The 13344-nt window shown below is 68.0% G+C and carries 9 protein-coding genes; 2 read left to right on the forward strand and 7 right to left on the reverse strand.

Features of this window, described 5'->3' with window-relative positions:
* Positions 1–152: 152 nt before the first annotated feature.
* Genes ABLE92_RS24755 through ABLE92_RS24770 form a run of 4 tightly spaced genes read right to left on the reverse strand, consistent with a single transcriptional unit; the run spans position 153 to position 7015 of the window.
* Positions 153–1811: an ArnT family glycosyltransferase gene (locus tag ABLE92_RS24755; RefSeq protein ID WP_348807462.1), complete on the reverse strand. Its 1659-nt coding sequence runs from the start codon at positions 1809–1811 to the stop codon at positions 153–155.
* Entirely contained in the window at positions 1808–3379 is a 1572-nt protein-coding gene (locus ABLE92_RS24760; RefSeq protein WP_348807463.1) for a glycosyltransferase, read from the reverse strand. The genes ABLE92_RS24755 and ABLE92_RS24760 overlap by 4 nt, the downstream gene beginning before the upstream one ends.
* Positions 3376–4905 (reverse strand): hypothetical protein, encoded by a 1530-nt coding sequence (locus ABLE92_RS24765; RefSeq protein ID WP_348807464.1) that lies wholly within the window; start codon positions 4903–4905, stop codon positions 3376–3378. Before ABLE92_RS24765 ends, ABLE92_RS24760 begins: the two co-directional genes overlap by 4 nt.
* Positions 4906–4915: 10 nt before the next feature.
* Positions 4916–7015: a hypothetical protein gene (locus ABLE92_RS24770; protein ID WP_496560848.1), complete on the reverse strand. Its 2100-nt coding sequence runs from the start codon at positions 7013–7015 to the stop codon at positions 4916–4918.
* A gap of 227 nt (positions 7016–7242) precedes the next feature.
* Between ABLE92_RS24770 and ABLE92_RS24775 the strand changes: the two genes are divergently transcribed.
* On the forward strand, positions 7243–8100 hold the full coding sequence (locus tag ABLE92_RS24775; protein WP_348807466.1) for an alpha/beta fold hydrolase: 858 nt from the start codon (positions 7243–7245) through the stop codon (positions 8098–8100).
* On the opposite strand, the gene ABLE92_RS24780 is transcribed toward ABLE92_RS24775, so the two are convergent.
* On the reverse strand, positions 8042–9700 hold the full coding sequence (locus tag ABLE92_RS24780; RefSeq protein WP_348807467.1) for a carboxylesterase/lipase family protein: 1659 nt from the start codon (positions 9698–9700) through the stop codon (positions 8042–8044). The two genes, ABLE92_RS24775 and ABLE92_RS24780, sit on opposite strands and share 59 nt — an antisense overlap.
* Positions 9701–9795: 95 nt before the next feature.
* Here ABLE92_RS24780 and ABLE92_RS24785 point away from each other — a divergent pair, with 95 nt between their 5' ends.
* On the forward strand, positions 9796–10560 hold the full coding sequence (locus ABLE92_RS24785) for a LamB/YcsF family protein (RefSeq protein ID WP_348807468.1): 765 nt from the start codon (positions 9796–9798) through the stop codon (positions 10558–10560).
* A gap of 177 nt (positions 10561–10737) precedes the next feature.
* Here the strand turns inward: ABLE92_RS24785 and rlmB are convergent, their stop codons facing one another.
* Together rlmB and cysS are read right to left on the reverse strand one after the other, a co-directional pair.
* Positions 10738–11691, reverse strand: coding sequence for a 23S rRNA (guanosine(2251)-2'-O)-methyltransferase RlmB (gene rlmB, locus ABLE92_RS24790; RefSeq protein WP_348807470.1), 954 nt, complete (start codon positions 11689–11691; stop codon positions 10738–10740).
* A complete protein-coding gene (gene cysS / locus ABLE92_RS24795; RefSeq protein ID WP_348807472.1) occupies positions 11692–13086 on the reverse strand; it encodes a cysteine--tRNA ligase in 1395 nt (464 codons plus the stop codon).
* Between the last annotated feature and the right edge of the window lie 258 nt (positions 13087–13344).

The following is a 13344-nucleotide window of genomic DNA, read 5'->3' on the forward strand; positions in this document are numbered from 1 at the left end:
TCGCAAGCTCGCACGAGGCGGCTCGACCGACGGGATGAGAGGCTCGACCGGCGAATGAGCGGTGGCGTCCTGGTCGGTGATGAGTGATGCTGCGCTGCAACCGGTTTCCGGCATCGCGTTGCGTGGTCTCGACCTCGACCAACTGACCCCACCTACCCCGTGACCCGATACACCCGCCAATCCGGGGAGTTCGCACCCTGATTGCGCGCCTCGAGGACGCGCACCGAGATCTGTGCGCCATTCTCGTAGAGCGTCGGATAACGCTGATTGAGGGCGTCTGAGGCTCCCCGGCCGGTGTCGGGCACCGCGAGCAGGTACTGAACACCGTGGCCCGCCGGATCGTTGAGGACCAGGGCGAAATCGCCGTCGGAGGGGATCACGAACTGTTTGGGCCGCCGCGACTGCACCACCACTGCGAAGCCGTAGACGGTGTCGGTCAGTACGGCGCCGTCCGGAAGATTCAGGGAGTCAAGGTATTCGGCGAGCGTGCGTTCGGTGGAGAAGGTCCGCACCACCTCCTGTTCGTCGAGGTGGCGCTGCGAGACCGAGTCCGGGCGCGGCCAGACGATCGACCCGATCGCGAACTCCTGCGGCGCGAACTTCGGCGACGTCATCCCGTATGCGGTGGTCGGCAGCGCGACGGTCATCACGATGATCGCGAACACCGAGGCGAAGACGTACACGCCGCGCCGCGAACCCCGCCGACGTACCGGCGGTAGGGCGGCATGCAGTCCCTCCCGACGGAACGGCGGATGCCGGCGGGCGGGTACCGAGATCAGGGCGACGATGGCGCCGAGCACGATCACCGTCATGTAGAACCGCAGGAACCCGAAGGTGGATCCCCGTGCGTAACTGTAGACCTGGAAGAACAGCACCGCGCCGATCATCAGCAGCGGCGGCAACAACGGCTGGATGCGCCGCCGCGCCACCCGGATGCCGATGACCAACGCCCCCAGCAACGGCAACAGCGGTGCCAGGATCGCCAGTTCCACCGTCGAGAACCACAGGGCCTCGCTGACCGTCGACGATCCGCTACCGCCGGACTGCTCGATGATCGCCGCATTGCCGTATTCGGAGGTGAACTGCGCGAACGCGTTTCCGGTGATCAGCCAGCTGGCGAAGGCCCAGCCGAGGAAGGCCAGCGCCGACGGCGACACCACCAGCACCACGTCGAGCATCACCCGGCTGATCCGTTTGCCGGTGTCGGTACGCCGATAGGTCACCCATGCGACGACGAGCGCCGCGGCCAGTGACGCCGCACCACCGTCGTAGCGGGTGAGATAGCCGAAGGCCAAAGCGATTCCGGCGACGGCGAGTTCGTGGACGTCGTCGGTGTCGACCCACCGCATCAGCCGGCGCGCCGCCCAGGCGAGGAAGAACAGGTACGGGGCCTCACTCATCCCGTTGGCGCCGTACAGCACGATCATCGGGTTGAGCGCATAGCAGACCGTGATCAGGGTGGCCACCACCCGGTCGAGACCGCGGTCGCGGGCGATGCCGGACACCTGAACCACCGACCCGGCCATGAACGCCGCCGACATCACCACCGCCGACACCGCATCGGTGGTCATCTGCGGTATCCACGGCGTGAGCGCGGTGAGCGGCAGTTGCACGATCGCGGTCATCGGGGTGAAGATGAAGCCGATTGCGGCCAGATGCGGTGAGCGACTGAACAACACGCTCTGCGCCGACTGCACCCGGGAGAGTGCATCACCGAAGTAGAAGTGCACGCCGACGGCCAGGTAGAGACCGACACCGAGGTAGATCGCGAACATGACGACGAAGAGCGCGATCACCCGATTGCGGGTCATGGTGCCCCCTCCCCGTCGTCCGCCGGCTCGGCACCCGATTTCGGGGTAGCCGTCGACAATCCGTGAAAGGTCTTCTCCCAGTACGACGGATTGAACAGGATCTGCCACATCCCTTTGATCGCGGCCACACTCATCAAGAACCAGTACGCCGGCACCAGAAGAGCGGAGAGCAGCAACTCGCTGCGACCCTCCTCGCGGATGGCCATCAGATTCATGTACAGGGCGGCACCGTTGCCGAAGATCAACGAGATCAGCGACAGGTAATAGATCGGCCCCCAGAACAGTTCACCGATGACCGGTGGCTGCCCGGCGATCCACATCACCAGGATGAGCCAGAACACCATGTTCATACATGCGATCAGCGGCGTCCCGGCGATCAGCAGGGTGAACCGCAGCCAGGCGATCGGCCCGAGGATGCGCCACAACTGCCTCGGCCGGCGCATGTGCACCAGCCAGGTCTGCATGTAGCCCTTGTACCACCGCGACCGCTGCCGAACCCAGTTGATCGCATCGACATTGGCCTCCTCCAAGGTCACCGAATCCAGCACCGCGGTGCGAAAACCACTGTCGGAGATCCGCACCCCGAGGTCGGCGTCCTCGGTGACGTTGAACGGATCCCACGCGCCGATGGTGTCGAGTTCGTCGCGTTTGAAGTGATTCGACGTGCCGCCCAACGGGATCGGGGCCCGGCTGACCATCATGCCGGGCAGCAGGAACCCGAACCAGATGCCGTAGTCGGCGGTGAACCAGCGGGTCAGGATGTTGTCGGTGGCGTTGTGGAAACTCAGCTTCCCCTGTACGCACACCACCGAGTCGTCGTCGATGTTCTGGAAAACCCAGACCGCCCTGCGTAATTGGAGGGGATCCGGTTTGTCCTCGGCGTCGAAGATGGTGACGATGTCGCCGGTGGCGAAGTGCATGCCGTAGTTGCAGGCCTTCGGTTTGGTGCGCGGCTGCGCCGGCGGCGTCAGCACCACGGTGACCACGCCGCGTTCGTCCTCCATGGCCCGCGCGGCCACGATGGTCGGTTCGTCGTCCTCCTCGAGCAGCAGCAGCACCTGCAGTTTGTCGCGGGGATACTCGATGGCCTCGACGGCCTCGATGAGGTCGCCGACCACCTCCGGCTCACCGTATGCGGGTACCAGGACGGTGTAGGCGGGCAGGTCGTCGTCGGCGATCGCGCGGGCCTGCTCGTCGGTGACCCGGATGGCGCCGTTGACCAGTCCCCGCCGGAAGATGATCAGCCGGTCGATCAGGGCGACCACATAGACGACGGTCGCCGCACCGACCACCGTGGCCAGCGTCGGCACCGGAAACAGGATGGTCAGGATCGCGATCAGCACGAGCGCCGCGATTCCGCCCCACTTCTGCGGCCGGCTGAACGCCACCGACGCCGACATCGTTGGATCGGCGTCACGGAGTCGTTCGACGGCGTCGTGCAGCGCGTCGGCCCGATACGCCTCGTCGACCAGCAGGTCACGCACTTCCCGTTGCGGCCGGGTGCACCGCGCACGGGGATCCGGCACCGGCGTCTGCGTCACCACGCGCCGCTGCGCACCGGCACTCATGTCCCCGTCTCCTGCCGTGCGAGGTCCACCTGCACGTCGACGATGCCCCAGGCCAGCGACTGCAGCAGGTCGCGATCCTTGAAGGTGGGCGTGGAGTCCTCGATGGAGGCGTTGCCGCGGAACAGCACCGTGAACATCGTGTTCAGGTTCTGGCCGATGGTGAACTGCGGTTGGACGAAGTTTGCGTCGTCCTCGTGGTTGTCGACCGCCCACAGGATCACCTGCTGGGCCTTGGAGCCGTTGTTCCACCACCAGGAGACCACCGTGTAGCTGAGGTAGCGGGCGTCATCGACGATGGACCACATCCAGGCGCGCACCCCGTGCGGCATCGGGATCTCCTGGGATTTGCTGGCCCGTTCACCGACGAGGTCATAACGGAAGATGTACGGGTAGACCTGCATGGACAGGGGACGTGCGGTGTCGACGCTGTCGACGGCGACGCGACGCGGTCGCGACTGTTTGTCGAACTCGGGGCTGCCCTGCGCCTGAATCACCAGCTGCCGGTACATCACCGAGGCACTGCCGTAGAGCTTGGTGACCCACGGGTAGCGCTGCACGCTCTCCTGACGCCAGTCCGCCGGTATGGCCAGTGGTTGCCCGAGCGGCATCCCCGGGATGGTCTGGCTGGGCCAGACGCCCACCTTGACCGGGACCGGGACGAAGGCGAGCAGCACCGACACCGCGATCAGTACGAACGCCGGGCGGCCGACGCGGGCGAGCGTCGGCGGATGCACCCCGCGCCCCAGTGGGGTCCATCCGAGGCGGTGCCGCACCCGGTAGTCGACGTACATGGTGATCGAGGCGACCAGGGTGGAGCCGATCGCGGGGATCACCACCAGCCACGCGCGACGGGTCCCGGGCAACAGCGCATCACCGATGAACAGCAGGATCATTCCCACGATCAGCGCCACACCTGCACCGATCGCGCCGCGGCGCCCGGACCTTCCGACAGTGATCAGAGTGGCCACCGCGGCCAGCACCACCATCACCGCACCGGCGACCACCGGTCCGCCACCGAAGGTCAGGATCACCACCCGCACCGGGACCGGCCAGATCAGCAACGCCAGCAACCACACCCAGCGGTACCGGGAGACCGGCCGCAACCCGAACATCACGATCGACGCCGCGAGGAAGAAGAGCCACAACGCCAGCAGATCCATGTGGGTGGTGAGGTAGGCCTGCCCGTACCGCGGGTTGACCATGACCTGTACCGCCACCGCGATCAGCATGATGACCAACCCGACGATCACGTCGGTCTGCCGGTCATAGATCGGCGGCTCCGGAGCCCGGCGCCAGGATTTGCCGATCGCCGCGATGATCGCCAGCACGATCAGCACCGGCACACAGATGATGATGGTCAGCGACCGCATCTCGTCCACGACCGCGACGATGGTGCGCCAGAACGCGATCGACGTCAGCGCCACGAGCGCCACCCACCGCAGCGTGAGCACCCCCGGGTTGGTGCGCAGCCACGCGACCGGTGTGCTGCCCTGCGACGCCTCGGTGGGCGGTGCGATCGCCGTCATGACGCGGCGATCACCGATCGGTGTCGGGCGTGCCCGGATCCGGTGCAGCGGTGCCCGGTGCGTCGGTGTCCGGCGCGTCGGTGTCCGGTCCAGCGCTACCCGGCGCACCGCCGTCCACCGTATCTGGTTCGGACACAGCATCTTCCGACGAACCGGACTCCGAATCCCGCCGCGTTCCACGTCGGCGCCGCGCGATCTCCACGAGGATCACCGCTCCGGCCAGAATCCCCGCACCGGCGGCCACGGCGAGAACCAGGCCGAGGGTCTCCTGGATGCTCGCGGTTTCCTTCGGCGGGGCCGGGGCGGCCTTCTCCGCATCGATGTAGAGCGGCTGCCGATCACGGACCTTGACGATCGCGTCCTCGGAGACCGACGTCCACCGGTTCTCATCGTCCAACCAGTCGAGCAGTTCGTCGAGGTCTCGCGCATCGCCGGTGGAACTGGCCAACAACACCGTCCGATCACCCGACCGCGTCGCCTGCAGCACGCCGTAGCGCAGCGCCGGATCCAGCGTCACCGAGGAGGTGGAACCCGACGACGACCGCACCGTGACCTCACCGCCGTCGGCGCTGACCGGAAGGTCGATGTCCGGTATGTCCTTGCCCTCGGCGCTGATCAGGATGGCCGGCAGCTGCGAGGACGAGGCCTCCGACATCGACACCACACGAATCCCCAACGGGACCACCGAGATACGCTGCAGCCCGGCAGCGATCTCCACTCCGCGCGCGACGTCGGCGGCATCACCGGTCGTCCAGGCCATCTGCGTCCACGGCATCAGCGATTGCGGTACCGATCCGAGACCCGACGGCTGCGGCGGATCGGCCACGTCGGAGGTGATCTGCCCGGTCGAACTCAACGTGAGGTTCGCGCGGGTGCCGTTGCCGCAGCCCTCGAGGAGGCCGTTGCGTTCCAGGGTCACGGTGACCTCGGTGTAGCGCGCGGCGAGCTCGTTCGGGATGTCGACCCAGCTGTTGTAGGTCCCCGACGAATCGGTCGGCAGCGTCGCGATCACGCGGTCACCGATCCGCACCGAGATCACCGCGCTGTCGCCACCGGCCGGGGCGTAGGTACCCGTCAACTGCACCCGGATGTTCGTCGACGGGCGACCCAGGCGCGTCTGGTCGACACCGAAGGTGAGGCTCGGCCACGCCGACGACGTCACGCTCTGGTCACTGACCCCCAGGTCGGCGAGCGTCTGGACGTCCGGCGTGAGTTGCGGAGCGTCGTAGAGCGGTCCGGCGACCGCCGACGAGCTCAGCGCGATCGCGTCGAGGTCGGTCGTCAGGAACTCACTCTGCGTCACCAGGTCATCGCCGGAACCACCGATGACCAGGTACTTCGATCCCTCCGGGCCGTCCCGCAGGGTCAGGCCCGTCGGGGCCGACGAGTCGACGACGATCTGCCGTTCCAGCGGTCCGGGCGCGGTGGTCGGCGTCAGGTCCGAACGCGGCCGCGCGACGGTGGTGATGCCGAGTTGCGCGGTGCGGTAGTGCGAGGTGACGGCGGCGGCGAGGTTCACCGCGGCGGCGCCTTCGGCCTGCTGCACATCGTCGGGGATGATGATCGACAGGTTGCGCAGGATCGGCGGCAGGAACTGTGCCACGGTGGTCGGGATCGCCTCACGTCCGGTGAAGGTCACCGTGGTGCCGGTCAGCCGGAAAGCGTTGTCGGGATCGAACCGGCACAGTCCGTCCACCGTCAGATACGACCGCAGCGTGATGTCGGCGGCATTGCCGTCGGTGGTCAGGCCGCGCAGGGGCAGCGTGATCGGCGAGTTCGGGGCCGGATCGACCGGGGTCCGGGAGATCAGCCGCTCCCCCTGATAGACGTCGACCTCACCACCGGTGACGAACGGCGGCACCGACGTCACGCCGCGCAGGACATCGGGGGTGAGGTTCTGCGGGACCGGGATCGACAGGCTGACCTGTCCCTGCTGACCGGGAAAGGTGATCGCCGACGACGATCCGAGCGAGTCCAGCGACAGGGGCGGCGGTGGGTCACCCGGTGCCGCGGCGGCGACGCCGACGGCGGGCGCAGCCGCCATCGCCACGACGAGCAGACTCACAGCCAGAGCACGCAACAAAGGAGAACTTCGCAGGACGACGTTCATGCTTCCTTCGGATCAGGCCCCCCACCAACGGTGTGGGTTCACGCTATCGCGTAATGATTCGGCTTGCGTTGCTTCTACGATCGCGTCTTCGCCGGGATGTGACAGACCACAGCGAGTGTTGCCGTTTCGAGTCCGAATCGTTCTCGGTGAGACATTGCGGGTCCGGAGCATGGGCCTCATGCAAGCCCTCGTTCTGCCCGTTTTTCTGCTCGATCCTGCTGTCGCCGATGCCTGAGAATCGCTCGGCGTCCTCATCGACCGGCGCCGCGCACGCCGTCGGCACCGCACACACCATCCATGCCGGCGACACCGTCGACGGCGGCTCCTACGTCGACGTCGACGGAAACCTGATGTGGCATTTCTGCGGTGGCGACCCCGCCGGCGCCCCGACGGTCCTGCTGCACGGCGCGTTCGCCTCGGCGGCCACGTGGGGTGCCCAGATCGCCGGGCTGAGCGACGCCGGATTACGGCTGCACGTCCCCGAATTGACCGGTCACGGCCACAGCCCGGACGTCGACGCGGACTGGTCGATGGAGGCGATGACCGCGCAGACCATCGCCTACCTGGAGTCGGTGGTCGGCCGGCCGGCGCACCTCGTCGGGTGGAGCGACGGCGCGGTGCGCGCATTGCTGGTGGCCCGGGCCCGCCCCGACCTCGTCTCCCGGGTGGTACTGATGTGCCACTACATGAACTCCGACGGTCGGGCCGCGGCCGGCTTCTTCGACCGCCTCGCCGCGCGCGATCCCGCCCTCGTCGAATTCCTCCGCGAGGGATACCAGGCCGAAAGTCCGGACAGGCCAGATCATTTCGACGAGATCTACCGCAAATCCGAAGCCCTGCTGCGGGACGGGCCCGAGTATCCGCTGGCCGAATTCGCCACCGTCACGGCACCGACTTTGGTGCTCGCCGCCGACCGCGGGGTGGTGCGCCTCGAGCACAGCCTCGCATTGGCACGCACCCTGCCGAACGGCAGGTTCGCGGTGCTGCCGGGCACTCACATCCTGCCGATCGAGGCCCCCGATCTCGTCAATCCGCTGGTGTCGTCGTTTCTGGCAGCAGAGCCCCCGCGGGAGTGGAGTCCGTGAGGTCGGCGGGCGCAGGTGCTTCGGTGTCGCCGTCACCGGTCAGCAGGACGAGGGCTCGACCTCGGTCCCAGGCCTCCCGGCGCGTCGCATCCGGATCGGATTCGACGCGGACGCGACGGTCGAGGATCAGCACCTCGCGGTGTTCCTCGGTGTAGCGGGGCCACTCGCCCGGCTCCCCGCCACGGGCGAAATCGCCCCAGCGTGACTGGACTTGCTCGATCATCGCGCCGGCCGCACGCCAATCGCCGGCGGCCAGACCGGCGAATGTCGGGGTGCGGTAGGCGCCGAACACGGCGAACAGTTCGGTGGCGTGGGTGGCGCCGACGCCGACCTTGGCCAGCGCCTTGGTGTGGAAGTCGAATCGGTAGACGTAGGTGGGGGCGATGGCGCGGTACAGGTCGGCAAAGCCGGTGACCGGCGCCCAGAAGATGCCGTCGGCGGCCAACCGGACACGATCGGCGGCACCGCCGGCGTAACTGTTCATGATGGCGTCGCGGGCCGCGTTGTCCTGCACCGCCAGCAGCGTCTGCTCCGGTTCGGGCAGCATGTTCCAGAACTTGTCGAACAGCAGGCCCTCGTCCCGGTTGGTCCCGATGATCAGCGGCACCGCGGCGGTCTGGCCCTTACGGGCGGCCTCGAGCGGTGAATACGGCAGCGATTCGCCCCCGTACACCGGGCCGAAGGGCACCGGTTCCATCGGGGTGGGGGCGTTGCGCGCGAACTTCATCAACCGCATCCCCGCCTTGTGCAGCTGCGTCGGCGACGCCCCGTCGAGGAGGCGGGCGGCCTCGGCCGGCGTGATCGGCTCACGCTGCTCGTCGGCGCCGGCGCCGGCCCGGCGACGCGCCGGATCGGCGAGCAACCGCAGGTATTCGTCGGCGAACACCGCCGCGCTGTCCTTGGAGATGGTCAGATCGGCGGCCGGGCTCTCGGCGATGCCGCGCGCGAACAGTCCCCGGGCGGCGGGGGCGGCCAGGAGCATCAGCACCGACGATCCGCCGGCGCTCTCCCCGAAGATCGTCACGTTGTCGGGGTCACCGCCGAAGGCTCCGATGTTGCGTTGCACCCAGTGCAGGGCGGCGATGTGGTCCTTGAGACCGGGATTCTCGTCGAAGTGCCGCTCCGGGGTCGAATATCCGCTGAAGTCGAGCATCCCGAACGGCCCGAACCGGTACTGGATGGTGACGACGATGACGTCCTGCGACCGTGCCAGGTGCGTGCCGTCGTACAGCGGGGTGGCGGCGGTTCCGAGGATGTAGGCGCCGCCATGGATGAACACCATCACCGGGCGGGGTGTGGTGGACTCGGTCTCCGGGGAGAAGACGTTGAGGGTCAGGCAGTCCTCGCTGACCGGCTGGAACCGGCCCGGACCGGTCGCGGTCAGCAGCTTGTCCTGGACGGCCGCGTCACCGAACGCGGTGCACCAGCGCACCCCGTTCCACGGGGTGACCGGCTGCGGGGCGTCGAATCGTCCGCTACCCACCGGTGGGGCCGCATACGGGATACCGCGCCAGCTGATGGTGCCGCGGCGGGTGCGGCGACCGCGGACGCCACCGACGATGCCGTCGGTTGTGGTCACCTTGGTGTCGATCAGAGCCATGCCCCCGAATCTACCGCGCGGTCAGATGCGTACTCCGGCGGTGTACGCGCTGCGGTGGTATGCGCCCGACCCGGGTCGCGACCTACACTGCGGCCGTGACCTCACACACCGCGGACGCGCCGTCGCGCATCGACCTCAACGCCGATCTCGGCGAGGGCGTCGGCGACGACGACGCGATGCTGGAGATCGTCACCAGCGCCAACGTCGCCTGCGGGTTCCACGCGGGCACCCCGGCCGAGCTGCTGGCGACGTGCCGGGCCGCCGCGGCGTCGGGGGTGCGGGTGGGTGCGCAGGTCTCCTATCCCGATCGCGCCGGATTCGGGCGTCGCTTCATGGACATCGCCCCCGCCGAGCTCATCGCCGACCTCGTCTATCAGATCGGCGCCCTCGACGCCATCGCCCGGGCGGCGGGCACGTCGGTCACCTACGTCAAACCCCATGGGGCGCTTTACAACACGATCGTGCACCACGAACGGCAGGCGGATGCGGTGATCGCCGCGCTGCGCGAGTTCGGCGGCGATCTGCCGCTGATGGGTCTGGCCGATTCACCGGTGCTGCGCCGGGCGACCGACGCCGGGCTGCCAGTGATCGCCGAGGCCTTCGCCGATCGCGCCTACACCCCGGAGGGCACCCTGGTGTCACGTTCGGAACCGGGAGCGGTGCTCACCGACAGCTCCGAGATCGCCGAACGGGTGCTGCGCCTGGTCGAGACGGGCTCCCTGGTGGCCGTCGACGGCGCGGTGGTCACGGTGTCGGCGGAATCCATCTGTCTGCACGGCGACACCCCCGGTGCCGTCGCGCACGCCCGTCATGTGCGGGAGTCGTTGCGGCGCTCGGGAATCGAGATCAGCGCCGGCTGAGCGGCTGCGCCGTTTCCCGTCGAGTGGGCGCCGTTTCCCGTCGAGTGTGCGCCGTCTCCCGTCGAGTGTGCGCCGTCTCCCGTCGAGTGTGCGCCGTCTCCCGTCGAGTGGGCGCCGTTCCCCGTCGAGTGTGCGCCCTTTCCCGTCGAGTGGGCGCCGTTCCGCGTCGAGTGGGCGCTACCCGATCCGACGCTGCCGCGCGAACTCGGCGAGCACGACGCCCGCGGCCACCGACGCGTTGAGGCTTTCGACGTCGCCGGCCATCGGGATGGACAGGATCGAGTCGCAGGTCTCACGCACCAACCGCGACAGCCCCTTACCCTCGGAGCCGACGACGATGACGGTGGGGCCGGTGCCGTCGTAGTCATCCAGGGTCACATCACCCTCGGCGTCGAGGCCGACCAGCTGAGCGCCCGTTGCGGCCCACTCCTTGAGTGTGCGAGTGAGATTCGGCGCCTGCGCGACGGGGAGCCGGGCCGCGGCACCGGCGGAGGTCCGCCACGCGACCGCGGTGACCGACGCACTCCGACGTTGCGGGATCAGCACCCCGTGACCGCCGAAGGCCGCCACGGAACGGATGACCGCCCCGAGGTTGCGGGGATCGGTGATGTTGTCGAGCGCGACCAGCAGCGGCGGGGTGCCACTGTTGATGGCATCGCGCATCAGGTCGTCGGGATGGGCGTAGCGGTACTCGGGCACCTGCAGCGCGACACCCTGGTGTAAGCCGTTCGCCGACAAGCGATCCAGTTCACCCTTACCGACCTCGAGGATGGTGATGCCGCGGTCACCGGCCATCTGCACGGCCTCGGCGACGCGGTCGTCGGGATCGCCGCCGGTGACGACGTACAGTGCGGTCGCCGGAACCTCGGCGCGCAGACACTCGACCACCGGGTTACGCCCGAGAACGTACTCGGGACCGTCGTCCTTGGCGCGCGACTTCGGTCGTCCCGCAGCGGTTTTCGACGCAGCCTTGGCCCGCTTGTGCGCCGGATGGTAGGACCGGTCGACCGCCTTCGGGGTGGCGCCGCGACCTTCCAGGCCACGACGACGCTGACCACCGGAGCCGACGACCTGCCCCTTCTTCGACCCCGTCTTACGAACGGCGCCTTTACGTTTGGAATTGCCCGCCATCTACTCCCGACCTTTCAAGCTCCACTGGGCCCCATCGGGGGTGTCGGTCACTTCGATACCGGCCTCGGCCAGCCGGTCTCGCACCGCGTCGGCGGTCGCCCAATCCTTGTCCGTCCGCGCCTGAGCACGACGGGTCAACTCCGCCCGCACCAGGACATCCAGCGCCGAGGTGGCGGCCGAATCGTCGGCGGCGTCCGAATGCCAGTGCGCATCAAGAGGATCGACGCCGAGAATGCTCATCATGGCCCGCACCGACGACGCCGCGGCCAGGGCCGCGGGGCCGTCGCCACCGTCGAGTGCGGTGTTGCCGGCCCGCACCGTGTTGTGGATCGCGGCCAATGCGGCGGGCACGCCGAGGTCGTCGTCGAGGGCGGTCGCGAAGTCGGCGGCGATCTCGCCGATCGCGACGTCGCCGACGCGCGAATTCACGCGCTCCACAAAGGATTCGACGCGACGGTAACCGGCGGCGGCCTCGGTGAGCGCGCCGTCGGAGTACTCCAGCATCGACCGATAATGTGCGCTGCCGAGGTAGTAGCGCAGCTCCACCGGACGCATCCGCGACAGCATCGCCGGGATCGACACGACGTTGCCGAGCGATTTGCTCATCTTCTCCCCACCCATGGTGACCCAGCCGTTGTGCAGCCAGTACCGCGCGAACGGGTCACCGGCGCCATGCGCCTGGGCGATCTCGTTCTCGTGATGCGGGAAGATGAGATCCATTCCACCGCAATGGATGTCGAACTCGGCACCGAGCAGTGAGGTGGCCATCGCCGAGCATTCCAGATGCCAGCCCGGACGGCCGCGTCCCCACGGGGTCGGCCAGGAGGGTTCGTCGGGCTTGGCCGCCTTCCACAGCGTGAAGTCCCGCGGATCACGTTTGCCGGTACCGGCGCTCTCGCCCTGGTGCACGTCGTCGAGCTTGTGCCCGGACAGTGCCCCGTAGTCGGGCAGTGAACGCACGTCGAAGTAGACGTTGCCGTCGGCGGCGTAGGCGTGGCCACGGTCGATCAGGCGCTCCATGTACTCGACCATCTGTGTGACGAAGCCCGTCGCGCGTGGTTCCCCCGACGGCGGGAGCACGCCGAGCGCGTCGTAGGCCGAGGAGAACTCCCGCTCATGGGTGGCCGCCCACTCCCACCACGGACGATCATGGTCGGCGGCCTTGCGCAGGATCTTGTCGTCGATGTCGGTGACATTGCGGATGAAGAGCACGTCGTCGTCGCGATGCAGCAGCCAACGGCGCAGGATGTCGAAGGCGATACCGCTGCGAACGTGACCGATGTGCGGCACTCCCTGAACGGTGGCGCCACACAGGTAAATCGACACATGCCCGGGCGACAACGGAACGAAGTCGCGTACCTCTCGGGTGGCGGTGTCATACAGGCGCAGGGTCACGACGTGCGATTCTACCCGGCGACCGCTGCCGATCTCGCCCCGCTGCGTTGACAGCGCTCTCGCCACCGCTGACAGCGCCCTCCCCACCACTGACAGCGCTCTGTTCTGCGTTCACAGCGCTCTGCCCGACGTTGACCGTTGTATGCCAATCTGGGTGTGAGTCACTTCCGAGGAGGAGGTTCACAACATGAGTATTAGTGCTGGTTACACGATCGCTGAGATCACAGCCTATGTCCGGGAGTATCTGGAGTTGCCGCG

Origin of the sequence: Gordonia oleivorans (assembly GCF_040044975.1) — a bacterium.
GTDB classification, from domain to species: domain Bacteria; phylum Actinomycetota; class Actinomycetes; order Mycobacteriales; family Mycobacteriaceae; genus Gordonia; species Gordonia oleivorans.

Excerpts from the sequence above, each read along its gene's own strand:
- ABLE92_RS24755 (WP_348807462.1), bottom strand. The coding sequence starts at position 1,811 with ATGACCCGCAATCGGGTGATCGCGCTCTTCGTCGTCATGTTCGCGATC.
- ABLE92_RS24760 (WP_348807463.1), bottom strand. The coding sequence starts at position 3,379 with ATGAGTGCCGGTGCGCAGCGGCGCGTGGTGACGCAGACGCCGGTGCCG.
- ABLE92_RS24765 (WP_348807464.1), bottom strand. The coding sequence starts at position 4,905 with ATGACGGCGATCGCACCGCCCACCGAGGCGTCGCAGGGCAGCACACCG.
- ABLE92_RS24770 (WP_496560848.1), bottom strand. The coding sequence starts at position 7,015 with ATGAACGTCGTCCTGCGAAGTTCTCCTTTGTTGCGTGCTCTGGCTGTG.
- ABLE92_RS24775 (WP_348807466.1), top strand. The coding sequence starts at position 7,243 with ATGCCTGAGAATCGCTCGGCGTCCTCATCGACCGGCGCCGCGCACGCC.
- ABLE92_RS24780 (WP_348807467.1), bottom strand. The coding sequence starts at position 9,700 with ATGGCTCTGATCGACACCAAGGTGACCACAACCGACGGCATCGTCGGT.
- rlmB (WP_348807470.1), bottom strand. The coding sequence starts at position 11,691 with ATGGCGGGCAATTCCAAACGTAAAGGCGCCGTTCGTAAGACGGGGTCG.